At 49.2% G+C, this 22235-nt stretch carries 18 protein-coding genes and 4 pseudogenes; 13 read left to right on the top strand and 9 right to left on the bottom strand.

Annotated elements, in window-relative coordinates; translation table 11 throughout:
* Positions 1-7 precede the first annotated feature (7 nt).
* The 8 genes from nthB (at position 8) to atzF (ending at position 6847) form a co-directional block, all read left to right on the top strand.
* Positions 8-706 (top strand): nitrile hydratase subunit beta, encoded by a 699-nt coding sequence (gene nthB / locus ACL2XP_RS09630; protein WP_413729963.1) that lies wholly within the window; start codon positions 8-10, stop codon positions 704-706.
* The gene (gene nthA / locus ACL2XP_RS09625) at positions 699-1361 is read left to right on the top strand and encodes a nitrile hydratase subunit alpha (protein WP_413729962.1); all 663 of its coding nucleotides are present in this window, start codon (positions 699-701) and stop codon (positions 1359-1361) included. Before nthB ends, nthA begins: the two co-directional genes overlap by 8 nt.
* Positions 1361-1747 carry a nitrile hydratase accessory protein gene (locus ACL2XP_RS09620; protein ID WP_413729961.1) on the top strand — a complete coding sequence of 129 codons (387 nt, stop codon included), beginning with the start codon at positions 1361-1363 and terminating at the stop codon, positions 1745-1747. Before nthA ends, ACL2XP_RS09620 begins: the two co-directional genes overlap by 1 nt.
* Positions 1744-2448 (top strand): cysteine hydrolase family protein, encoded by a 705-nt coding sequence (locus tag ACL2XP_RS09615; protein ID WP_413729960.1) that lies wholly within the window; start codon positions 1744-1746, stop codon positions 2446-2448. Before ACL2XP_RS09620 ends, ACL2XP_RS09615 begins: the two co-directional genes overlap by 4 nt.
* An 80-nt stretch (positions 2449-2528) precedes the next feature.
* A complete protein-coding gene (locus tag ACL2XP_RS09610) occupies positions 2529-3434 on the top strand; it encodes a LysR family transcriptional regulator (protein WP_413729959.1) in 906 nt (301 codons plus the stop codon).
* Positions 3435-3533: 99 nt separating this feature from the next.
* Entirely contained in the window at positions 3534-4325 is a 792-nt protein-coding gene (locus ACL2XP_RS09605; protein WP_413729958.1) for an urea amidolyase associated protein UAAP1, read from the top strand.
* Between the two features lie 10 nt (positions 4326-4335).
* Entirely contained in the window at positions 4336-4974 is a 639-nt protein-coding gene (locus ACL2XP_RS09600; RefSeq protein WP_413729957.1) for an urea amidolyase associated protein UAAP2, read from the top strand.
* A 67-nt stretch (positions 4975-5041) separates the two neighbouring features.
* A complete protein-coding gene (gene atzF, locus ACL2XP_RS09595) occupies positions 5042-6847 on the top strand; it encodes an allophanate hydrolase (RefSeq protein ID WP_413729956.1) in 1806 nt (601 codons plus the stop codon).
* A 284-nt stretch (positions 6848-7131) separates the two neighbouring features.
* Here atzF and ACL2XP_RS09590 read toward each other — a convergent pair.
* A pseudogene (locus tag ACL2XP_RS09590) lies at positions 7132-7293 on the bottom strand (transposase domain-containing protein); the annotation flags it as partial.
* Positions 7294-7366: 73 nt separating this feature from the next.
* Between ACL2XP_RS09590 and ACL2XP_RS09585 the strand changes: the two are divergent.
* Positions 7367-8482, top strand: a pseudogene (locus ACL2XP_RS09585) (IS110 family transposase).
* 272 nt (positions 8483-8754) lie between these two features.
* Here the strand turns inward: ACL2XP_RS09585 and ACL2XP_RS09580 are convergent.
* From ACL2XP_RS09580 to ACL2XP_RS09570, 3 genes and pseudogenes are all read right to left on the bottom strand, one after another.
* A pseudogene (locus ACL2XP_RS09580) lies at positions 8755-9249 on the bottom strand (IS66 family transposase); the annotation flags it as partial.
* Positions 9250-9609: 360 nt separating this feature from the next.
* Positions 9610-9945 carry a helix-turn-helix domain-containing protein gene (locus tag ACL2XP_RS09575; protein ID WP_413729955.1) on the bottom strand — a complete coding sequence of 112 codons (336 nt, stop codon included), beginning with the start codon at positions 9943-9945 and terminating at the stop codon, positions 9610-9612.
* 168 nt (positions 9946-10113) lie between these two features.
* On the bottom strand, positions 10114-11121 hold the full coding sequence (locus tag ACL2XP_RS09570; RefSeq protein WP_413729954.1) for a zinc-dependent alcohol dehydrogenase family protein: 1008 nt from the start codon (positions 11119-11121) through the stop codon (positions 10114-10116).
* 110 nt (positions 11122-11231) lie between these two features.
* On the opposite strand from ACL2XP_RS09570, the gene ACL2XP_RS09565 reads away from it, so the two are divergent.
* Together ACL2XP_RS09565 and ACL2XP_RS09560 are read left to right on the top strand one after the other, a co-directional pair.
* Entirely contained in the window at positions 11232-11585 is a 354-nt protein-coding gene (locus ACL2XP_RS09565) for a winged helix-turn-helix transcriptional regulator (protein WP_413729953.1), read from the top strand.
* Between the two features lie 287 nt (positions 11586-11872).
* The gene (locus ACL2XP_RS09560; RefSeq protein ID WP_413732576.1) at positions 11873-12232 is read left to right on the top strand and encodes a LysR substrate-binding domain-containing protein; all 360 of its coding nucleotides are present in this window, start codon (positions 11873-11875) and stop codon (positions 12230-12232) included.
* 519 nt (positions 12233-12751) lie between these two features.
* On the opposite strand, the gene ACL2XP_RS09555 is transcribed toward ACL2XP_RS09560, so the two are convergent.
* Positions 12752-13663: a LysR substrate-binding domain-containing protein gene (locus ACL2XP_RS09555; protein WP_413729951.1), complete on the bottom strand. Its 912-nt coding sequence runs from the start codon at positions 13661-13663 to the stop codon at positions 12752-12754.
* 1003 nt (positions 13664-14666) lie between these two features.
* On the opposite strand from ACL2XP_RS09555, the gene aaeB reads away from it, so the two are divergent.
* On the top strand, positions 14667-16643 hold the full coding sequence (aaeB, locus tag ACL2XP_RS09550; protein ID WP_413729950.1) for a p-hydroxybenzoic acid efflux pump subunit AaeB: 1977 nt from the start codon (positions 14667-14669) through the stop codon (positions 16641-16643).
* A 344-nt stretch (positions 16644-16987) separates the two neighbouring features.
* On the opposite strand, the gene ACL2XP_RS09545 is transcribed toward aaeB, so the two are convergent.
* The gene (locus ACL2XP_RS09545) at positions 16988-18454 is read right to left on the bottom strand and encodes a glycoside hydrolase family 1 protein (protein ID WP_413729949.1); all 1467 of its coding nucleotides are present in this window, start codon (positions 18452-18454) and stop codon (positions 16988-16990) included.
* A gap of 168 nt (positions 18455-18622) precedes the next feature.
* Here ACL2XP_RS09545 and ACL2XP_RS09540 point away from each other — a divergent pair.
* Positions 18623-18787: pseudogene (locus ACL2XP_RS09540) on the top strand (IS66 family transposase); the annotation flags it as partial.
* 257 nt (positions 18788-19044) lie between these two features.
* Here the strand turns inward: ACL2XP_RS09540 and ACL2XP_RS09535 are convergent.
* From ACL2XP_RS09535 to ACL2XP_RS09525, 3 genes are all read right to left on the bottom strand, one after another.
* The gene (locus ACL2XP_RS09535) at positions 19045-19695 is read right to left on the bottom strand and encodes a TetR/AcrR family transcriptional regulator (protein ID WP_413729948.1); all 651 of its coding nucleotides are present in this window, start codon (positions 19693-19695) and stop codon (positions 19045-19047) included.
* Between the two features lie 52 nt (positions 19696-19747).
* Entirely contained in the window at positions 19748-21733 is a 1986-nt protein-coding gene (locus ACL2XP_RS09530) for a CocE/NonD family hydrolase (RefSeq protein WP_413729947.1), read from the bottom strand.
* Positions 21734-21879: 146 nt separating this feature from the next.
* Entirely contained in the window at positions 21880-22101 is a 222-nt protein-coding gene (locus ACL2XP_RS09525) for a zinc-binding dehydrogenase (protein WP_413738524.1), read from the bottom strand.
* Positions 22102-22235: the final 134 nt, after the last annotated feature.

Below are 22235 nucleotides of genomic sequence, written 5' to 3'. Positions count from 1 at the left end.
AGTGGCGATGAACGGTATTCATGACATGGGCGGATTACATGGTTTCGGCCCGGTCAAGGTTGAAGCGGATGAACCGGTGTTCCACAGCGAATGGGAGAGCCGCGTTTTTTGCATCACCCAGCTCATCGATACGCTGGGGATATGGAATCTGGACGAACACCGCCATGAAATTGAACTGATGCGGCCGGCGGATTATCTGGACGCCGGCTATTACGGCCGATGGCTGTTTGCCATGGAAAGACTGCTGCACTGTAAAGGCATCGTATTCAACGATGAACTTGAAAACCGGATTGCCGAGTACTGGGCCGATGTCCGCCACTACAGCCAATCCGCTGCCAGACAGCGCAATTGGCCGTTGCCGGCGTCGGCCGAAGTCCGCTGGGGCGCCTGGCGCAAGGAGGCGACCGTGACGCCCCGCTATCAGTTGGACCAGCAGGTCAAGGTACGGAACATCCACCCGGCGGGGCATACACGGGTAGCCAATTATATCCGCGGCAAGGAAGGCATTATCGTCAATGTTCACGAGCAGGCATGGGTTTTTCCCGATACCCGGGCCCACTACCTGGGCGAGAAGCTACAGCCCGTTTACAGCGTAAAGTTCTGCGCCAAAACCCTATGGGGTCCACAGGCGGAAGCAGACGTATTTAACCATGTTGATCTGAGCGAAGATCATCTGGAACCCATAGCAGGAGATAAGCATGAGTGATAATCACAACCACGAAAAGCCCTGGCAAGCGGTCCGCACTGAAGCGATGGAGAGCCTGCTGGCCGAAATCGGGGTCATTCAAACAGACAGTGTCGACAGGATAGTCCGGCACTACGAGGAAAAGGTCGGTCCGCAGACCGGCGCGCGCGTGGTGGCCCGCGCTTGGGTGGATGCCGCTTTTAAACAACGCCTGCTCCACGACGGCCTGGCAGCCTGCGCTGAACTCGGCATCGGTGGTCCAGAGACCGAATACCTGACCGTGGTGGAAAACACCGCCGATCTCCATAACGTTATTGTCTGCACCTTGTGCTCCTGCTACCCCTGGCCGATTCTCGGACTGCCGCCGGCCTGGTATAAATCCAGCGCCTATCGTTCAAGGATAGTGCGGGAACCTCGCCGGGTACTGGCGGAGATGGGGTTGGAGTTACCGCCTGAGGTCACTGTACGCGTCTGGGATAGCGTTTCGGAAATCCGTTATCTAGTGCTGCCCCAGCGGCCTCCGGGAACCGAACGGCTGGATATGGCGGCCCTGGCCGCTTTGGTGACCCGGGACGCCATGATTGGCGTAGCCCGCGTGGCCCCGCCAGCCGCGCCAGCCGCGCCGGCAACACTCGGCGCAGCCCGACAGGCACCCATTAACCAGGACGGCAACTGATGAACCCGACCGATTTCTTAACTCAATCGCTGACGGACCGGCAATTTTTGCAATCCGTCGCTTTTCCCAATCCTTGGGCGGCCAGAGCTTTTGGATTGACCCTGGCCGCCGCCGAACAACGTTTGTTTACCCTGACAGAGTTTCAGCAATGCCTGATCGGCAGCATTGGCGAATTGGAAGCACAAGGACAGGCCATCACCGGCGAAGAACAGTATTACAGTTGCTGGATAGAAGCGTTGAGCCGATTACTCAAGCAAAAACGATTGCTGACGCCGGACAGATTACAATCCGAAGAACTGCGGATACGGGATTATACGCGGCAGTTGCATCAGCATCAGCCGCCTCATTACCCGCCCCGTCCATTGGTAATTCAGGAGGGCCGATGATTATCGCCGGCGAGCCGTACGATTTTCCGATTTCCGGTGATATGGCAACGACGGACAGTGCGTTATTGATTATCGATATGCAACGCGACTTTTGCGATCCGCGGGGATACATGAACCATCGTGGCGATGATATTTCCGCTGCGAGGGCGATCATCCCCGTCATCGAACGCGTGCGCGACGCCGCCACCCGTGCCGGGATCAAAATTATTTATACCCGGGAGGGCCACCGCCCCGACCTGTCCGATTTACCGTTAAGCAAACGGCTCAAGACCGCCAGGGCGGGGGCTGAAATCGGCGCGCGCGGCCCGTTGGGACGGCTGTTGATCCGCGGAGAACCGGGGTGGGAACTGGTGCCGGAATTACAACCGCGCGGCGAGGAAGCGGTAATCGATAAGCCTGGTACCGGCGCTTTCCACGGCACCGATCTGCACCATATCCTGGTCAACGAAGGCATCCGTAACCTGATACTGACCGGCGTGACTACCGGCGTATGCGTATCGTCCACCGCACGTGAAGCCAGCGATCGCGGCTACAGCGTTCTGGTGCTCAGCGATTGCTGCGCCGAGCCCGATCCGCTTAACCATGCGATGGCAATCGGATTGCTTAAAATCGAGGGCGGCTATATGGCCACCGTATCAACGGCGCGACACTTTATCGCCTCATTGACGCCACGAACCACCCCCGCGCCGCTGCAGAAGTGAATGGCGGAGTTCCGCGTGTTGCCTTCCGGACAAGCACGGGGACAATGCGTGATGGCGATTTTTGTTAACAGGGGGCTGGGATGGTTATCAGCAATATTGATTTAAAACTGTTGAAGGTATTCAAAACTGTGGTGGAATCCAACGGCTTTTCCAATGCCCAGACCCTGCTGAATGTCGCGCCATCCACCATCAGCGCACAGATGTCGCAGTTAGAGGTCAGGCTGGGATTCAGGTTATGCCAGCGCGGGCGTGCCGGTTTTCTACTGACCGCTAAAGGGGAAGCGTTCTATCAATACACGCTGCAATTTCTGCAATCGCTACACGAATTTCAGGAGCGCAGCACTGCGCTTAAGGGCGGCCTGACCGGTACACTGCGTATCGGTTTTCTGGATAATGTAGTTACTGACCCGAAAAATCCGCTCTGCCAGGCAATAGAGATGCTGATGCAGTTACCGCAAAATACGCTTCATCTGGAATTGGAAACGCTCTCGCCCCCTGAACTGGAAAAAAAAGTACTGGACCATAGTCTCGATGCGGCGATCAGTATCTTCCCCGGACGCCTGCCCGGTCTCTGTTACCAAGCGCTCTATGACGAACAGGATATTCTGGTATGCCGCAAAGATCATCCCTTGGTCGAGGTGGATAATCCCCAGCATATCATCAGTGCCCTGCCCGGCACACCGCGGGTGATCCGCACCTTTCTGACCAATAACGAGTTCCCGTTGCAGGTTGTCAAGGATACGGTATCAGCCAGCGTCAGCAATCTGGAGGCATCGGCGATACTGGTGCTCACCGGCCTATATATCGGTTTTTTTCCTCAACATTATATCCAGCGCTGGCTGGATTCGGGTGAACTGGTCTCCTTGCGGCCGGATAGCATCAGCCGCCATTCACTCTTCAAACTTATCTACCGCGATAAAAAGACGCCATTATCCCTGCCGCTCCAGGCGTTTTTACGTTGCGTTAATAGCGTCATGGAGACCTAGCTTATTGGGCCTGCGCCTCGCCAAGATTTCCGGATTGTGATAACCGGTCGTCGGCACGCTTCATCCGCAGCAATGCGTAACCAGAAAAGGGTAGAAAACATGACAGCTGAAAACACCGGGGAATTTTACAGCACCCTACTACCGGCCGGTTCCCACTGGTCGTTTCGTCTGCGGCGCGGTACCGCCCTGCGCCTCAACGACAGCCAGGGCGGTGCCAACGTCGGGATGCTGTTTTATAACCCGGAAAATTTGCTGGAGCGCTATAACGCCCCCGATACGCTGAAATGCCAGCACACGTTCCGCCTGACTACCGGCCACTGTCTCTATTCCGATATGGGCCGGATATTCTGCGGTATCGAAAAAGACAGTTTCGGTTGGCACGATACGGTCTGCGGCACCATGAACGCCGCGCTGACCGAACAGCGTTTCGGTCTAGCTAATTATCAGCAGGCGCTCAACGAACGCCATCAGAACGGCTATGATAGTTTTTTGGTCGAACTTAAGAAATACGGCCTCGGCAAACGGGATATGGCAGCCTGCCTCAATCTGTTTTCCAGGGTGGAGGTTAATGATGAGGGCGCAATCCGGTTAGTGGCGCATTCACAGCCCGGCAGTTCGGTTACGTTGCGATTCGCCATGGATTCGCTGGTAATACTGCATACGTGCCCCCATCCCTTGACACAAGCTGTCAGCTACCCCCGCGCCCCCGTGGAAATCGCCCTGCTGGCCGACACCGCGCCGTTGCCCGAAGCCTGCCTGAACCGCGATGAGAACCGCCGCGGACTTACCAATAATCAATTGTATTATGCGGCTTCGCCAGCCCCTTTCGGCGATAGGCAAGACAACCGGGCGCCGACTGCCAAGGCAGGCATCAGCCCCGTTATTCGTTGAGGAAAGTCACATGATCAAGACCAGCGACTTAGAGATGCAGGATTCCCGTTATCACCGCAGGATTGACGCAGGAGACTACTGGCTGTACCGCCTGGAGTCGGGTCATACGCTGCGCATAAGCGACAGTGAAGGTAACCAGGCGGTTGATACCTTATTTTTTAACGCCGATGATATTGCCGAACGCTACAGTATGATGGATACCCTGCGTGGACAACGCAATGTTTTTCTTACCGCCGGCAGCGTGCTGCGTTCTAACGACGATAACCCCATGCTGGAGATTGTCGCCGATACCTGCGGCCGTCATGACACTTTAGGCGGGGCCTGCGCCACCGAAAGCAATACGGTGCGTTACTCCCTGGAAAAACGCCACATGCATGCCTGTCGCGACAGTTGGATGCTGGCGCTGGCCGAACATCCCGAATATGGTCTGACTAAACGCGACATAACCCATAATATCAATTTTTTCATGAACGTACCGGTAACCGCTCAAGGAGGTCTCACCTTTGCAGATGGCATTTCAGCGCCCGGTAAATATGTTGAGCTTGTGGCCAGAATGAATGTGCTAGTGCTGATTTCCAATTGCCCGCAGCTTAACAATCCCTGCAACGGCTACCAGCCTACGCCCATCGAAGTCAATATCTGGTCATAACGATGACGGCTCGGCTTCCATTAGAGGCCGGGAGCGTTAATCCTCACATCCCAATAGGAACTTATGTATGCGACATATCACCTGCGCGACCGTGCAAGAATGGCAAACGCATTATCAGAGCAAACCTGAGACGGTAAGGGATACCTTGACATCCTTACTTGCCAGACTCGGTGGACCGGATACCGCATGGATCTATCTTGCAACGCCAGAGCAATTGGCCCTTCAATGCGACCAGCTTGCAAAACGCGTTGCCAGTATCAAAGGCAATCGTTCTGCCCTTCCGCTGTACGGTATCCCTTTTGCGGTCAAAGATAATATTGATGTCGGCGGCTGGCCGACCAGCGCCGCATGTCCGGAATTTATCTATGAGGCATCCCGTGATGCGCAAGTCGTTGCTCGCTTACGCGCGGCGGGCGCTATCGTTATCGGTAAGACCAATTTGGATCAATTCGCCACCGGACTGGTGGGAACCCGCTCGCCGTACGGAGCGGTGACCAATAGCTTTAACCCAGACTATGTCAGCGGCGGATCCAGTTCAGGTTCGGCATCGGTGGTGGCTCGCGGTCTGGTACCCTTTGCCCTGGGCACCGATACTGCCGGTTCGGGGCGTGTTCCGGCCGGTTTTAATAATATCGTCGGTCTAAAACCCACCAAAGGCTGGCTTTCCACTCACGGTGTGGTGCCCGCCTGTCGGCTGAATGACTGTGTTTCGGTCTTTGCCCTGACCGCTGCCGATGCTTGGACTATTGCCGAAATTGCCGGCGGCTATAGCGTTAACGACGCCTATTCCCGGCATCATCCGGGCACCACGCCGGCGCTGATGCCGGCCGCGCCGCGCTTAGCCGTGCCGGACAAGGTGGAGTTTTTTGGCGATCGAGCCAGCGAGCAAGCTTTTCGGCAGGCGCTGCAAAAGCTGCAAGACAGCGGCGCAATTTTGGAGGTCATTGATTATACTCCATTCAGCAGCTTGGCCGAGCAGCTTTATGAGGCCGCATGGGTGGCAGAACGTACGGTCATCATTGGTTCCCGATTGCAAGATGATCCCGCCAGCCTGGATCCGGTGGTAAGAAGCATTATCGCTAAAGGGCTGGACTATAGCGCTTGCGATGCCTGGCGGGCCGAGTATCTGCGAGCGGAGTTGTCCAGGAGTATCAATGAGACACTGCGCCTCTTTGACGCGCTATTAGTGCCTACCTCCCCCACCATTCGTACTATTGATGAGATGAAACAGGAACCGGTGCATTACAATTCACAGTTCGGTATTTATACCAATTTTACCAATTTGGCGGATTTGTGCGCTTTGGCGTTGCCTTCATCACTGCGCGACGACGGTTTACCGGCAGGTATTACGCTTATCGCACCCGCCTGGCATGACCGGGCGCTGGCCGATTTCGGCATGCGCTGGCAACAAGGGCTGAACCTGCCGCTCGGTGCGACCGGCCGCGCCATACCGGCGCAACGGCCGGTTCTCAGAGAACCTTCACTTTTGCATGTCAGGGTAGCGGTGGTCGGCGCCCATCTGCGCGGTATGCCGCTTAATGAACAATTGACCTCTCGTGGTGCGGTTTTTGTCGAGACAGGCAGCACCGCTCCGCAGTATCGTCTCTACGCGCTGGCCGCGACACTACCGCCTAAACCGGGCCTGACGAAGGCGGAAAATGGGCGAAGTATCGAAATCGAACTTTGGGATATTCCTTTGGCGCGCTTCGGCGAGTTTGTCGACAAAATCCCTGCCCCCCTTGGTATCGGTACGCTGATACTTGCAGATGGGCGTGCGGTCAAAGGTTTTATCTGTGAAAATTATGCGCTGGCGGATGCCCTGGATATTACTGCTTTCGGGGGCTGGAAAAATTACCTCGCCAGTCTTGCATGATGTGCCAATTGCACACCTCATATTGAGAACTTGTCGCCAACATTTTGCTGGCGTCCACCTAGCATCATTCCGATCTTTTTTACGAATTTCAAGTTTCAAGCTTAGCGGAACTCGTACAGGGAAGCGACAGTACTCGGGGTTATGAAGGAGGGTATCACTCAGGCCAGATGGAGATACCATCAAGTCACACTTCGCATACCACGCATGCCAAGTACCATTCAATCAAATTAAAATCTCTTGCCTACGCTTAAGAAATAAGCGTCAACTCAGGGCCGTATTGACGCTTATTCAGCAGGGATGTTGAGGTTCCACGGCAGGAGATCTGTGATTTTGTTGATCGGGTGATCCGCGATAGTGGCAAGCACATGGCGCAGATACGCTTCCCGCTCCACGCCGTTCAGTTTGCAACTGCCGATCAGCGTGTACATCCGCGCCGCCCGCTCTCCGAACCGAAGAACAGATAGATGGTATGACCTTGATATAATCGCTTTGGTATTGGTGCATTATTCGGAGGTCATCATGGCATCGAGTACTCCATCAGTTTATGTAGGTCTGGATGTTCATAAAGAGTCGCTGGCTGTAGCCATCGCCAACCCTGAAAGGCTTGGCGAAATCCGCTTCTACGGGAATATTCCAAATCAGCAGCAGAGCATTCATCATTTATTTCTGAAGCTACAAAAACAACATCCGTATATCACGGCTTGTTATGAGGCGGGCCCATGTGGATTTGGCATTTATCACCAACTTACTGAGATGAATGTCGAATGCATCGTTGTTGCTCCCTCCCGTATTCCCAAATCACCCACCGACAAAATTAAAAATGACCATCGTGACGCGGTCGGTCTTGCCCGGCTGTTGCGTGCCGGCGAACTCACTCCGGTCTGGATACCTGATCTGACTCATGAAGCCATGCGGGATCTGGTTCGGGCGAGAACCGCTGCCAAATTAGATAATAGGATCGCCCGGCAACGTATTCAGAGCATGCTGCTTCGTACCGATAGGCGCTACGATAAAAAGCCCTGGGGATATAATCACCGGGTGTGGCTGGCGGATCAGTCTTTCCCCCTTCCATAGCAACAGATTGCTTTTCAGCACTATTGCCAGAGCCTGGAACAAATTGAAAATAGGATTGAGCAACTGGATAAAGAAATTGAACGGTTGCTGCCAGAGTGGTCTCTGTACAATGTGGTCTGTCAGTTACAGGCACTGAAAGGCGTGGGGAAAATCATCGCGGTTTCCCTGGTATCCGAACTGGGTGATTTCTCCCGGTTTGCCAATCCCAAACAAATCATGGCCTATCTGGGGTTAATTCCTGGTGAGCATTCCAGCGGTAATACAACCCGGCCCAGGGGAATAACCAAAACCGGCAACAGCGAACTGCGCAGATTGCTTTATGAATCCGCCTGGTCTTACCGGGCTCCCGCCAAGGTGGGTGCATGGCTGATAACCTACCGGCCTGATTCGGTCACCCAGGACTCAAAGGATATCGCCTGGAAAGCTCAGCAGCGGCTTTGCTCCCGATATAAAAAATTGCTCCAGAAAGGAAAAAAATCACAGGTTGCCATTACCGCCGTCGCTCGAGAGCTGACAGGATTTATATGGGACATTGACCTGACAGCCCGACAATCCAGTTAACGGTACAGCGTTAAACCCTGAAGCGCGCCGGGCACGGAATGAGTGATCCTCGTCAAGAATTTAGGTCGGTAAACAGTAATCCGATACCAGCAGGTAGAAAGAGGCCAGCTCATGACGAAAACCATCGTGGGGCAAACCATCCCCAAATAAGAGTCTGTTAAATTCAGGATACAGCCCGGTCGCTTCAGGCACCATGACGCCAGTTACTGTCTACAGCGTAGCTGATCCAGGCTGTGCGGGATAAGTACGGGCGAAATCCTTGACAAAGGTCATAAGAGTTCTTGCGACCCCAGGCTCACCACCCGCAGCGCGTTTTCGGCGATATTGTTGTCGATCTCCGCCCAGCCATCGGTACTGTAATAACACAGTGCCTGCCAGTGGTTCATCAGGTAGTTGAACGCCTTCGCCGTATCGGCCAGGCGCGACAGCGTGGTGAGTTTTTCCCGGATCCAGCTCTCCAGGCTCATCAGTAACGGCCAGGATCGCGCTTCGCGCACCTGCCTTCGTTCTTCGGCCGGACGCCCCCGGATGTCGGCTTCGATCGCATACAGTTCACCGATCCACTGCAGGGCTACGGTAGTGGTCGGTGATGGATGCCGCATAGGGATATCATGGATCTTACGCCGGGCGTGGGCCATACAGCCGACCTCGCGGATACGGTCTTCTTTATACAGCGGGTTGAAGCCCGCATCCGCATCCTCCTTCCCCTGCAACAGTCCGCTGAACCCGGCCAGATGCGTTTGCGGGTGAACCCCCTTGCGGTCCGGGCATCAGTCTACGGACCGTTTTGCCATTAAGCAATATTTCTTCATTTTGTCACGCAAGTCTCAGGGGTCGGTATCCGTATCGCCCTTTATTCTGATGATACAGTCTCAGGATCAGCGCCTTTACGGTTTCATAGCGATCCGGGAGGATCATTATTTTCTGATGATAGTAGAATGTACTACGCGGCAGCCCTGCTGCCTTTAACAGCCGGGGCAGTGACCACCACCTATGCCTTAGCTCATTCACGATCTTTACTTTTCCCCTGGTAATGAACGTGATTTTTTGCGGAACCAAGGCCTGCAACTTTTTTAAGTTAGCATTCTTAGCCCGCAACTGTTCAAGTTCTTCCCGCTCTGTGCCGGTCAACAATGATGGCTGTGATGATGGTAATGATTGCAGCGTTTCAGGCAAGCTTCTGGCTTTTCCTTTTTTTCGGGTGAAGGCGTTTTCTCCTGACTTATTATATTTTTTAGCCAGAGCGATACAGTATAGAATGTAGGAATACCATACTTTACAGCAGCTTCTCGAATCGAGAGTTTATTGTGTAAAATTTCGCTGATGACGATAAGTTTGAAATCGGCTGTGGCTATATAGCGGCCCTTCTTCCCCGTCAGGGTTCCGATGCCCTGCTCTCGATATATATAGACCCACTTCCTCACGGTGCTAGGACTGATAACATGAAGTTCAGCAACTGACACAAGGCTGAGCTTCCCTTGGAGATACTTGTATTTGCCCCTTGATGATCCAATACTACTCCGCCACTTTCTGTTTGAACTCTAATGCAAACTTCGGCATTTGTGCCCCTCCATCAAATAAACTGGTCCGATGTCCAACAATTGGGGCGCAGATCACCACCTACGTTTTCATTAAATCTCCACAACAATTTTTCCGGTATGTTTACCCTTGAGCTGATATTGGAAAGCGTCAACAATTTTGTCCAGCGGCCAAACAGAATCAATCATCGGGCGGACGTCAGTTTTTTCTAAGGCCCGAATCATGTCCTGTTGATGCGTGCGGCAACCCACTGTGATGCCCTTGACGGTCAGTTGCTTACCCATAATTGCTCCGGTTGGCACGTCACCGGCGATACCGGTAAAGACACCAATCAAGGTGATTTTCCCTCCGATGCGCGAAGCCTTAATAGATTGTGCAAGAGTGCCCGGACCTCCAATCTCAACCACATGATCGACACCTCGGCCTCCTGTCATTTCAAAGATTCGTTCACCCCATTCCGGTTCTTGTTGGTAATTCACAACGCCCGCAGCGCCCTGGTCTCGCAACCAGATCATTTTATCCGGTGAGGAAGATGTTGCCCAAACTCTTGCTCCTGCCATCTTGGCAATCTGAAGAGCAAAAACAGACACACCGCCTGAACCGAGTATTAGCACATCCTCACCCGGCTTGATACGTCCCTCAACCACCAGTGCACGCCACGCCGTCACTGCAGCAGTCGGAAGTGTTGAAGCTTCGGCATGGGACCAACCTTCAGGCGCAAGCGTGAAATAATGTGCTGGTCTAACGACAAAGGTTGTTGCATAACCGTCGAGCCCATCGCCCGGTGTACGACTGAATCCGCTAACAGGACATTCCCCATTCTCCCAGTCCGGAAAAAATGTCGATATCACCGAGTCCCCCGGCTTAAACGCGGAAACGCCTTCTCCGGTGCTCTCGACAACGCCGGCGCCGTCAGACATAAGCACCCGTCCGGGAGCGGCGGGAAGAATACCTGCAACCACGTTATAATCATGAAAATTAAGTGAAACATTATGAATTCTGACCCTGATCTCGCCTTTTCCTGGCTTGCCCGGATCCGGGATATCGATAATCGAGAGGCTATCAATACCGGCTGTCTGACCTCGTTGAGCAGCTTTCATGTCGTGTTTTTCTCCCTATTTCAGTTATATTGACCGGCTGACTTTAGCGCTATTAAGCAATTCAGGTAAGTACCTACAAAAATGTCTGTATCTATAAAGGATGCTGCTAAATGAAAAATGTGCTGGCAGAACGTCTCCGCCGCCGTGAAACGTTTGATGCCAACTGTCCTCACAGGCGGCTGCTCAGCCATATCACGAGTCGTTGGGGGACATTGGCACTGATTACTATGATAGATGGTCCACACCGCTTCGGTGCACTGAAGCGAAAAATGGGTGGTATTACAGACAGGATGCTGATTAAAACACTACATGAGCTAGAAAAAGATTCAATGATCGTCCGACAGGTTTATCAGATTATGCCCCCTCATACGGAATATGAGTTAACAAAATCTGGAAAGGAAGCAGCTGTCCATATTGAAAATCTCACCGACTGGATAGCTGATTATTTGGATCAGCAAAAGTGAGCATCAAGCTTTTCCCAGACACTGAACGGACGGATGGAGTTACGCGAGCAAAGAAAAGAAACTGGCCTTCGGCCCGTACCCTGCTGTTTCGTCGGTATAAGACCGGCAACAACGAAATTGGACTGCCCTTGGGATCGTGAGCACATGTCATTGTGGCACGACACAAGGCGACGGATACTCCAGACTTATTCCCCCTCGAACTCTTCAGTTGACAGTAAAGATGTCGTCAGGGGTCAGATGAATGCGATAGTTCCTCTGCGCGTCCGGTCCCCCGTAACGCAATAAAGATGACAATGGCGGTTAGTGCCGTTACGGTCGCGAGCACAACGAGCAGGATGCTGACAAGGTGTCCCAACGGATCGTGGCGTTCGATATCCGGCAGGCAACGTTTCGTGTCGGACCGGGGCGAGGCGCTACTGGTGGCCGCCCTGTCTGGTATGGGCATCGCATATCTGCCCGCATTTCTGTTCGAACAGCATCTTGAAGCGAAACGACTCATACAGGTCCTGCCCGAGTGCCGTACGGAAGAGGTGCCAATCTCGGTTATGTATCCTTCGAAGCGTTACCTGCCTGCGAAGGTGCGCGCCTTCGTCGATGCGTTAGTGGAAGCGGCGAAGGATACAGCACCGGTTCCACCACGGTATTGATAACATTTTTTTCCTTTTAGTGAACCCGCGCGCCACCGAGATGAACGTGAAATGGCGCATTCGAATCCAAGGCCACTCGTTCGCAACTGAACTGGCCGGAATTTCAGCGGTTTGCCAACGGCTTGCGCGAGTGTTTCTCGAATCAAGCCAACAAGATAGGCTGATCACTGGTTGCGCTAGCGTGAGGTGTTGGCCAGAATGGCTTAGTACAAGGGACTGGTCACAGAAAGAAAATGAGTTTTCAATGAGATATTGGGAATATCTTCTTATTACACGTAATTATAGATAAACAGCTAATGTAACGGCCTAATAATCAAGGCCAGTAAAATATGCGTAGTGAATGTCATACACCATCTTTAATAAACTTCTTTCTCATAAGGACACTATCATGCTTTGTATCAAAAATTAATTTTACTAGGGACCGAATTTCAACACAATAATACCCGAACATGATAATAAAACCGATTAAACTAACTGTTTTTATAGTGCCAAAATTAACACTAAGTATGGCGCAAACTATTAATTATTGGTTTTTTTCATGGCTAGACGGAGAAAATTTTCTATGATTGGATTGTCTTCATCGATACGGCAAGCCACCGCCAATTTTGCAGTTTGATCATTTTTTGGTAACTTACGATAGATGATATTTTCAAGCTTTATCCTACTTAATGTTTCAGGTAAGATAGAAACACCGAGTCCTCCCGCGATCATCGTCATAATGGCCATGGCATTCCTCACAGGTTTGATTTTTTCGGGGATAAAACCACATATTTTTTGCAATATAGGAAGGAGTTCAAAATTGGATTCCGAATCTGTAAACACAAAAAATGTTTCATCGGCTAATAGCGCTAAATCTATAATTTCTTGGTTGGCCATGGCATGGTCGGACGGTAATGCAATCATCCAAGGCCATGCACCGACTTGTGCAATTTTGATAGACTCGGGGATGCTAACTGAATACAATGTAACGTAACCAATATCGAGTTGACTTTTTTGTAATCCTTGCAATTGTGATCGAATTGACATTTCATTCAAACTAATGTCCACCTGAGGATATTGCTGTCTAAAAGAACGTACAGTTGAAGATAAAACACCAGAATAAGCAGAATTGCCTGAAAATCCAATGTTGAGTTGTCCTATCTCACCTGCACCGGCACGACTAGCTAACAGTGCAGCGTGATCCACCTTTTCAAGAATCATCTTAGCTTCATGGAAGAAAATCCGGCCGGCTTCCGTTAACTCGACATGTCGATTAGTACGGTTAAACAAACGAACCCCGAGAACACCTTCCAATGCTTTAATTTGCATACTAAGGGCCGGTTGAACAATATTTAACAACTGAGCGGCTCTTCCAAAATGTAACTCACTCGCTACAGCTAAAAAATATCGCAAATGGCGTAGCTCTAAATTTTCGGGGGATTTAATAAGCATGATTAGCTATCTTAACTTTGGATGAATGATTTAATTATAACAATAATTTTCACTTATAACCAGAATAACATATAAATTTTTATATCTTTAACGCTTAAGTGTTACTGTATAATATAATACAAGATGCATTCAACTTTCTGTTATTTCTCATTTGACTAAACAGATTATTGTTATAAGTAAATATCTTCTAATATTAAGAATGATGGGGATAGAAAATTCATAAAATTTATTTAAGGCCATATAATTTCATTAAATAAGTTTTTTTGCGATACCTTTCCATGAGAATTTTTAACAATTCATGGAGTCGACGCCTTCACTCTTAATGTTACCGTGACAGGTTCCAGCACGACAAGTAAATATTAATTTCTGACAAGCATACTTAAATTCTAGGCCTGTTACCTCGTCGCCGAACTTGGGTAAACGCAGAGAAAGTATATAAAGCCTTACCTCTTTGTGGTTTAAAATATTTATTCATGTACTATTACAATACTTTTTTAACTTAATGGTTTTTTCATTCGGCTTAGCCATTTACTTCAACAAATTAACATATTGCCACATCAATAATGACAGTAAGTAAAATTCTACTTTCTTTGATTATTTTTTATAAGCAATACCGCTTTATCATATTTAAGTATATTAAGAAAACCTAGTTATCAATTCATCGTTACTTGATAGAATTCGTCTTTTTGAGTATCGCATTCCAGTAGTCATCATTAATACTGATTGATTGATAAAAATAATATATTATGATTATAATTAAAACTATCATATAATCCTTTCCGAGATAAATTATCAAAAAGAATGATTCGTCATATTTCTTAACTTCATTACTTTATAACATGATACCTGGCAATATTTAGCAAAGCACAAGTGATTTATTCCTTAAATTATTCACTATAAGGAAAAGTCTCATGCACATAGTCTTTTTATCTCATCACTTGTTTTTGATGCTGAACATAGCAACCTCACTGTTAAAGTTATCACTGATATATAAGGGTATTTGATGTCATTAATTTCAGCTCTGATCAGAATGCGTTTTGCTTTTAAGTTAAGTTTTGCCGTGCTTTTCGCGTTGGTAGTTGGATTTGAATTAAATTTACAAACCCCACGCTGGTCAGCAATGACCGCAATAATCGTCGCTGGCGGTTCCGCTCTTAGCGCGGGGGGAGAACCCTTCTCTGGTGCCATTCGGCATCGAGGTTGGCTCAGAATAGTAGGAACCTTTATTGGTACGGCCTTCGGTCTGGCGATTATTATTGCAAGCGCTCGTGCACCAATGGTCATGCTACTAGTGTGTTGTATTTGGGCAGGCATCTGCTCCTACTTCTCTTCACGTATTTCTCTAGAAAATTCTTATGCCTGGGCGCTTGCCGGTTATACTTCCCTCATTCTTATCGTAACCTGCGCTAGCAGCACGTCCAACCTTTTACTGGCCCCGCAGTTCGCGGTAGAACGCTGTTCTGAAATCGTACTGGGCATTCTAAGTGCTATATTAGCAGATGTGCTGTTCTCTCCTCGGTCGATAAAAAAAGATATCGACCGTTTGGCAGATAAACTAATAGTGGATCAGTTCCGTTTAATGCAGCTCTGCGTAAGCGGGGATAGCATGGAAGAAAGTGAACTTGACAGACGCTGGAATAGGCTAGTCCATGAAAGTAATAGTCTTACGGGAATGCGTACTAATCTTTTACTTGAATCTTCTGCCTGGCATCGAGTAACACGTCGTATCGAAGCCCTTCATAGTTTATCACTGGCGATGATTACTCATGCTTGTGAAACTTACTTTGTACTGCTCAATAATTCCAGTCAGCTATCAAGTAATATTAAAGATTTATTTAGCGCACCGGTGGAAACCCGGCAAGATGTGCATTCTCGCCTAAAGGTCTTGCGGCTAGAGCTGGCTAATCATGGTATTCAGGAGGTATTACAACCGGTGGTTGATTGGACTGGTGTTGCTACACGTTATTTATTAATAGGTAAAGGTATTCAAACCAATAGCTCAATTAGTATTATTGAAGAAGATGTCTTAAGCCGTGAGCGGTTGATTAAAAAAAATTCGGGAGACTGGCATCAGTCCATAGTCAATGGCATACGTACCTGGTTGGCGACCTCTTTTGGCTGCTTGTTGTGGTTATGGACCGGTTGGTCTTCAGGAAGTGGTTTTATGTTGGCAATTGCGGTAGTGACAACATTAGCAATGCGCACCAATAATCCACGTTTGGTAGCGTTGGATTTTGTTGTAGGATTTGCCCTAGCAGTTCCGGTAGCATCATTCTATTTTTTGTTTATAATTCCCTCAACTCAACAAAGCCTTCTACTATTATGTCTGAGTCTGGGTGTACTCACATTTTTCTCGGGCATTGAAATCCAGAAAAGACGTATGGGTATGCTTGGCATGCTATTGGGATCCGTAAATATATTAGTACTATCAAATCCCATGAAATTTGATATGATCACTTTTATTGATAGTGCAGCCGGCCAGCTCATTGGCGGTTGTGTCGCTTTGGTAGTGTTTACTCTTATCCCTAATCTTGCTCATAAAAAGGTTGGACAGAGGTTACTTGATAGTTTTGTTACTAGTGCTGTAACGGCATTAACAACACGAACCGCCAAGCGAAGCGAGAATCGCCTACCTTATTTATACTCACGGCTAAATAATATGATGATGTCATTTCCAAACGATATACAGAAGTATCGTCTGGCCATTTTATTAATAATTGCACATCAAAGATTTTTACGGACAGAGGTCCCAGACAATAAAGAATTTTTGCATTTACATAAACAAATAAGAAAGACCGCATCTAATCTAATAAAAACAAAAAATCCCGTAAAACGCACTTATTATTTTGATCATTTATTAAATAAGATAGATGATTATCAACTAGTGTTGAAAAAAAACAAAGTATCAAGGGACATTTGTGAACCAATTGATATTTTTTCGAAGATGCTTCATCAATATGGCAATATTTTATTTAAATAGTTTATTTTCGATACTAAAAAGATGATTATTTCTTTAGACATTACCATTACTTCATTAAATGTAAACTTCTGTAGATCTCCATGTGCTTTAATGAACCTGATACGGACATTACCAGCATAATTACATAAAGCAGTGTTGATATAACAGATAATATTCCTAGGTTTGTTTATTTGTTTAGAAAAAAAAGAATGTACTACTAAACAGAATATCCGCAATGCCTGGGGTAATACGGACCTCCTCGTTAATTCTGATGGTGTCGGAGCAGTCATAACGGATTGCGCGGGGTAACTATGTGCCTGTACATCCGTCACAGCTGCTGAATGTAGTTTTACTGCCTGCCGGCATTAACTCCCTTTACAGTCAGTTTCGCTGACTCTTTCGCCATGAATGATTTTGCTGTAGACCTCCGCGCTTAATTTTGGCGTTCTCTTCTGCGTGTCGTAATCCACATAGATCATGCCGAAACGGCTTTTATACCCGCTCAGCCATTCAAGATTGTCATGACTGGACCAGACGTGGTAACCCTGGACATTAGCGCCCTTCGCAATTGATCGTTTCATGGCAGCGATGTGAGCGACCAGGTAGAGACAGCGATTTACGTCGGTAACTTTACCATTGATTAACTTGTCCTCCCCCTCAAAACCTGCACCATTTTCGGTGATGATGACAGGTGGGTTACCATATTCATCCCTCACGCGCTCAAGCAGAGCGGAAAATTGATCGGGTCTGACCGCGCCATTAAAAGCAAGTTTTTCATCAGGCGGGAAGAAAAGTTCAGGGGCGTAGCTTTCGTTACTGCTTTGCTGATGGCGAATGAAAAAAGGGGCGTAATAATTAATACCAAGGAAGCCCAAACCAGCGTCGTGAATTCGTCTGGCATCATCAGGCTGAACATCTATATCCAGATGATATGCTGACACCAGTTGTAGGACATCAGCCGGATAGGTTCCTTTGTACATTGCATCAAGGAACCAGCGGTTCAAAATACCGTCAACGAGCCGGGCGTTGTCTTTATCCTCTTTTGACGCTTTTTTTCCCGTCAGCACAGGAAAGAAAGGCAGCGCAATGCCCAGACGGCCTTTATACTGTTTCGCTTTAAAACTTTCCGCTGCGGCGGCAGATGCCAGCAGGATGTGATTGTATGACTTGAGCGAAGTCTCAAGGTAAGGCAGCGTTGGCACGATGGGAGGAAACTTAATCTCTTCACCCTTTATCCGTTTCTCGGCCATGATTTTTGTTGCGACCTCAACGGTCGGCTCATTAATCAGAACGAATTGGTCGACCTGGTCTGAGAAGTTGGCAAAGATGACCTCTGCATAGCGACGAAACCACTCTACAGATTCACGATTTTCCCACCCTCCGGCCGCAGCCAGCGACTCTGGCATGTCCCAGTGATACAGGGTCACAAGCGGTACAATACCGGCCGCCTTAAGGTCCGCAATGAACTGGCGATAATGGGCGATGGCCTGCAAGTTCACTGGTCCCTGACCATCTGGGATAATGCGGGTCCAGGCAATAGAGAAGCGATAGCTGTTCAGACCGAGCGATTTGAATAGCTCAATATCTTTCAAATATTGGGCACGATCATAAAAATTAATGGCTACATTTCCTGAAATGCCTGGCCCTGCAAGATGTTTTTCATCAAGATAATAGTCCCATACGGACCGGCCTTTCCCGTCTGCATTGTTTGCGCCTTCAACCTGGTAAGCGGCTGATGCTGCACCCCACAGAAAATTGTCAGGCACATCGGCAGCCCACACAACATTCATTGCGGCGGTCAGGCCTAACGCCAGTACTCCTCTTATCATCATTTTCCCCTAGTTAACATCAATAGCTCGTTAAAATCACATTCCGGTCACTCTGTTTTTCAAAAAGGTGAACCAGCATAAATTCATGTGGCAAATATATCATCATCAGATGATATATTCCTTTAACTCTATCGTCGTTTCCATTTTATTTACGTAAGCGTTATCCCAGTAGGGTTCAGCGGGCTGTTGCAGGCGAAGGCGGATGCGGGCTTCAACCCGCTGTATAAAGAAGACCGTATCCGCGAGGTCGGCTGCAATGGGGCCCACGCTCGGCGTAAGATCCATGATATCCCTATGAGGTATCCGTCGCCGACCTCCGCCGAGGCCCTGCAGCGTACTGAGTGAAGAAGCCGTTGAACAGAAGAGATTACCCCGACATAATCAGTCTGGGCTGCTGAAACACAGCCATTGCGAACCTACATCCCTGTCCCGCATATTGCCATTGCTTTATTGGGCAGAAAAAGCAGAAAGCGCCGGATTGGTGGTAACCGTTCCAAAGCGTATATTTTGCTTTGACAACCCGGACGTTAAGCGCGCCAGACAGGTAAGCTGCGGAGTTCACCTGCGAAATACTGAAGTCTTTTCCACATGTATCAGAAGATGATCTGCGAGCCGGCGAATAGACGGATAGCTTCGTCCGCCATGTCATCAAGAAATGAAGACGATTGCTCCGCACCCTGGCTTATCAGGCCGGGCGTGATAATTGGCAATGAAATGGCCGAAATCAGTAGTGCAAAAATTATTTCCGGTTGTTTCCCATTAATGATGTCATGGGCGATTGCCTGCTTTATCACCGGAAGGCAACTTTCACGAAAAGGCGACACCAGATACCGAAGGAGATGATCCAGACGCACTTCGCCCCTGGCCGCTTCATTAAGCAGCAGTGACGGAAATTCAGGAATGTCTATACTAATGGTGATAAGTTGGCGAATGAAACGCCTGAATGAATTTTCTGGATTGGTGCTGAAGTGCTCATCAATATCCCTTATTTCAGCAAGATGAATGCGCTGTTTTTCAAGAAGATATTCGAGTACGGCCTCCCAGAGAGCCGATTTCGACCCAAAAAGGCGTGCCACCAGTGCCATATCGACACCTGCCTCGCTGGCTATTTTGCGCAATGACGCACCCTCATAGCCATATCGTGAAAAAAATCGGGTAGCAACCGGAAGCAACGCTTCACGACCAGATACTCTACCGCCGGGCCGGCGGCCTCGCATGGGAGATTTGATTTCTACTGAACTCATTATGCTACGCTATTGAGAGCACCGGGACTAGCCGGTGCTGACGTGTCTGTTGTCAAGACACCATATCATCTTTTGGCATAAAAGGGACTTGTAGATAGCTGTCATATTTACCGCCAAAATGAATGACATGAGTCCCAGCATTACGGCTCATGGGCGCCTGGACCTGCTGCTCACTAACAAACGATAGCAGGGTTGAGCGATCCCCGCCAAGCGCTAGACGCTTCACTTTGTTACCGGGCGTAAACGTCCCCCCCGACGCCGGTAAGGTGATAATAGCTGAGCCAAAACCCATATCGATACTGGTTGGGATAGGACGCTGTGCAGCAATGGTCAGCACTAATTCTTCACCGGGATGATAACGCATGGCCATTGGCCAGATGCCAATTTCCACGGGTACAATCTCGCCGGGTTTGAGTTTTTCTTCATGTGTGTGGAGCAGTAAGGGTTCTTCGTTCGTTGTCCGCTCAGGATCAAGGGCTCGCTGGGAAACCCTTAGTAAACCCGAGGCAACAACAGGACCTTTTACCCCCTCACCAAGAAGACGCTCGTAGGGTTTCCCGTTTTTATCGCGCTTCTCAACGCCAACCTCCAGTTCCATATCTTCCGATCCCCGCGCTTCCACCCAGAGTTTCAGCTTCATATAGCCGATGATCTCAGTTTCCTGAGTAAAGGTGTAATGCAGCTCAGTTTTTCCTTCGCCTGACACCTCATAAGACAGGGATGCAGACAAGCTCTGACCGAATGTGTCAAGCTGGCCATTGCCACTAATAAACATTCGCTTCATCTGCACCTTAGGCAGTGGCCAGCTGTCTTCAATCCGGTCAACGATATCGGTTCCGCCAGCATCCAGTACGCATATACGGACGCGAGGCGTTTGCTCCCAGCCGTTATTAGCGCCTTTAAGGTAATGATCGAAAAATGCCAGCAGCTCATGTGCATATTTTGGCGTGTAAAAATCCAGCCATTCATTGGTATTGTTCACTCGGAGCCATTTTTCCTCCGAGGCTATCTGACGATAGCCGGCAAATGATCCGTGAGTGTGTGCATGGTTTGTATAACTGGCCACGACATAAGTGGGAATTTTAATGCGCTCAAGCCGTGCTTTTTTATCCTCCCAGTAAGGATCCATCAGTTGTGTCTCCATGATCATTCTGGGTTGATCTTCAACCAGATTTCCCCCGGCAAATGATTTCAGGATAACTTCCGGGAATGCTGGTGCAGGTATGCCTCCCCGGTTACCGGTTTCGCGGAAGTGATCGACAAAACCTTCCCAGGGAGCTATGGCAGTAAGATGCGGCGGCTGCTCTGCCGCGATGAACCACTGAGATACGGCAAGCCAGGAGTTGCCCGCCATACCGACTTTTCCGCTGCTCCAGGACTGTTGGGCCGCCCACTCAATGAAGTCGTAGCCGTCTTCAGCCAGTTGACGTCCCCAATAAGAGATATTCCCCTCAGACTTATAGGCGCCTCGAGGGTCGGGATTGAGAATAACATATCCTTCATTAACCCAAAATGCCGGGTCTGGTCCCTCGAACTTTTGCAGTTCTGACACCCAATCCAGCGGTACACCGGAACGTTCCTGGATATCGTCCAGCCACTGCCCGCCAATCTCCTTGCCATAAGGACTCCATGCCACCAAGGCGGGGTATTTCCCCTCTTTTATCGGGCGGAAAACATCTGTGTAAATAGTTATTCCATCGCGCATTTTAAGAGCAACGTCACGCTCAAACAAGATGTCGCAGGGCAGTGGTCTCGCACCTTCTCGGCGCACCGTACCTTTCTTCAGAACGGTGATACCCGGTGCAAATCCAGGGTACCGCGCTCGCGGTGCATTCAGTGGAAGCGGACGGCGGTACCAGACGGGGTATGCTGCATCACCATAAATTCGTGTTTTGAGCATAATCTTTTCCCCATTTTGACTGACGGCCCCGGCAAAAGAGAGCCTAGGCATTATCATGTTAGTGACTGCCATACTGACAGCGCCCGCTAATAGCGAACGACGCGACAGATAGGAGCCATTCAGATCTGTGATTTTCATAACGCATCCTTTTAAATCATCACTTGATGATTTAATTTTAAGGCGAAAACCGACTTAGTCAACAGAGTGTTGATGATTTGGAAGCATTGCGCATTTTTACTCAATAAACGCCGACAAAAGTCCGCGTTCACGTCAAATCTTCACCCTCATTTCCCTATATTTTTACCAATGCGTAGATGTCGGAATGCATCCTTTATTTCGTTCAGCGACCAGACGGAATCAATGACTGCACGGACCCTTGACTTTTCAAATGACTGGATTATTTGTTGTTGATGCTCTTCGCTACTTAAGGTAATTCCCCGCAGGGTGGGCTGTTTGCCCATGATTGCGCCCGTAGGTACATCATCTGCGATGCCGGAAATCGTCAATTAAAGCGGTTTCCCCGCCAATGCGCACAGCGTCCATAAGCTGATGAAGCGTACCCGGCCCGCCAATATCTACTACGTGACCAACGCCACGGCCTCTGGTCATTTCAAAGATTTTTTTGCTCATTTCGTGTTTT

The organism is Sodalis sp. RH21 (assembly GCF_047324175.1).
In the GTDB taxonomy this organism is placed as follows: Bacteria; Pseudomonadota; Gammaproteobacteria; order Enterobacterales; family Enterobacteriaceae; genus Acerihabitans.
This window is presented reverse-complemented; position numbering and strand designations above follow the sequence as displayed.

Excerpts from the sequence above, each read along its gene's own strand:
- ACL2XP_RS09560 (WP_413732576.1), top strand. The coding sequence starts at position 11,873 with ATGACAATGGCGGTTAGTGCCGTTACGGTCGCGAGCACAACGAGCAGG.
- aaeB (WP_413729950.1), top strand. The coding sequence starts at position 14,667 with ATGTCATTAATTTCAGCTCTGATCAGAATGCGTTTTGCTTTTAAGTTA.
- ACL2XP_RS09600 (WP_413729957.1), top strand. The coding sequence starts at position 4,336 with ATGATCAAGACCAGCGACTTAGAGATGCAGGATTCCCGTTATCACCGC.
- nthB (WP_413729963.1), top strand. The coding sequence starts at position 8 with ATGAACGGTATTCATGACATGGGCGGATTACATGGTTTCGGCCCGGTC.
- ACL2XP_RS09620 (WP_413729961.1), top strand. The coding sequence starts at position 1,361 with ATGAACCCGACCGATTTCTTAACTCAATCGCTGACGGACCGGCAATTT.
- ACL2XP_RS09535 (WP_413729948.1), bottom strand. The coding sequence starts at position 19,695 with ATGAGTTCAGTAGAAATCAAATCTCCCATGCGAGGCCGCCGGCCCGGC.
- ACL2XP_RS09555 (WP_413729951.1), bottom strand. The coding sequence starts at position 13,663 with ATGCTTATTAAATCCCCCGAAAATTTAGAGCTACGCCATTTGCGATAT.
- ACL2XP_RS09530 (WP_413729947.1), bottom strand. The coding sequence starts at position 21,733 with ATGAAAATCACAGATCTGAATGGCTCCTATCTGTCGCGTCGTTCGCTA.
- ACL2XP_RS09610 (WP_413729959.1), top strand. The coding sequence starts at position 2,529 with ATGGTTATCAGCAATATTGATTTAAAACTGTTGAAGGTATTCAAAACT.
- ACL2XP_RS09545 (WP_413729949.1), bottom strand. The coding sequence starts at position 18,454 with ATGATGATAAGAGGAGTACTGGCGTTAGGCCTGACCGCCGCAATGAAT.
- ACL2XP_RS09605 (WP_413729958.1), top strand. The coding sequence starts at position 3,534 with ATGACAGCTGAAAACACCGGGGAATTTTACAGCACCCTACTACCGGCC.
- ACL2XP_RS09565 (WP_413729953.1), top strand. The coding sequence starts at position 11,232 with ATGAAAAATGTGCTGGCAGAACGTCTCCGCCGCCGTGAAACGTTTGAT.
- ACL2XP_RS09615 (WP_413729960.1), top strand. The coding sequence starts at position 1,744 with ATGATTATCGCCGGCGAGCCGTACGATTTTCCGATTTCCGGTGATATG.
- ACL2XP_RS09570 (WP_413729954.1), bottom strand. The coding sequence starts at position 11,121 with ATGAAAGCTGCTCAACGAGGTCAGACAGCCGGTATTGATAGCCTCTCG.
- nthA (WP_413729962.1), top strand. The coding sequence starts at position 699 with ATGAGTGATAATCACAACCACGAAAAGCCCTGGCAAGCGGTCCGCACT.
- atzF (WP_413729956.1), top strand. The coding sequence starts at position 5,042 with ATGCGACATATCACCTGCGCGACCGTGCAAGAATGGCAAACGCATTAT.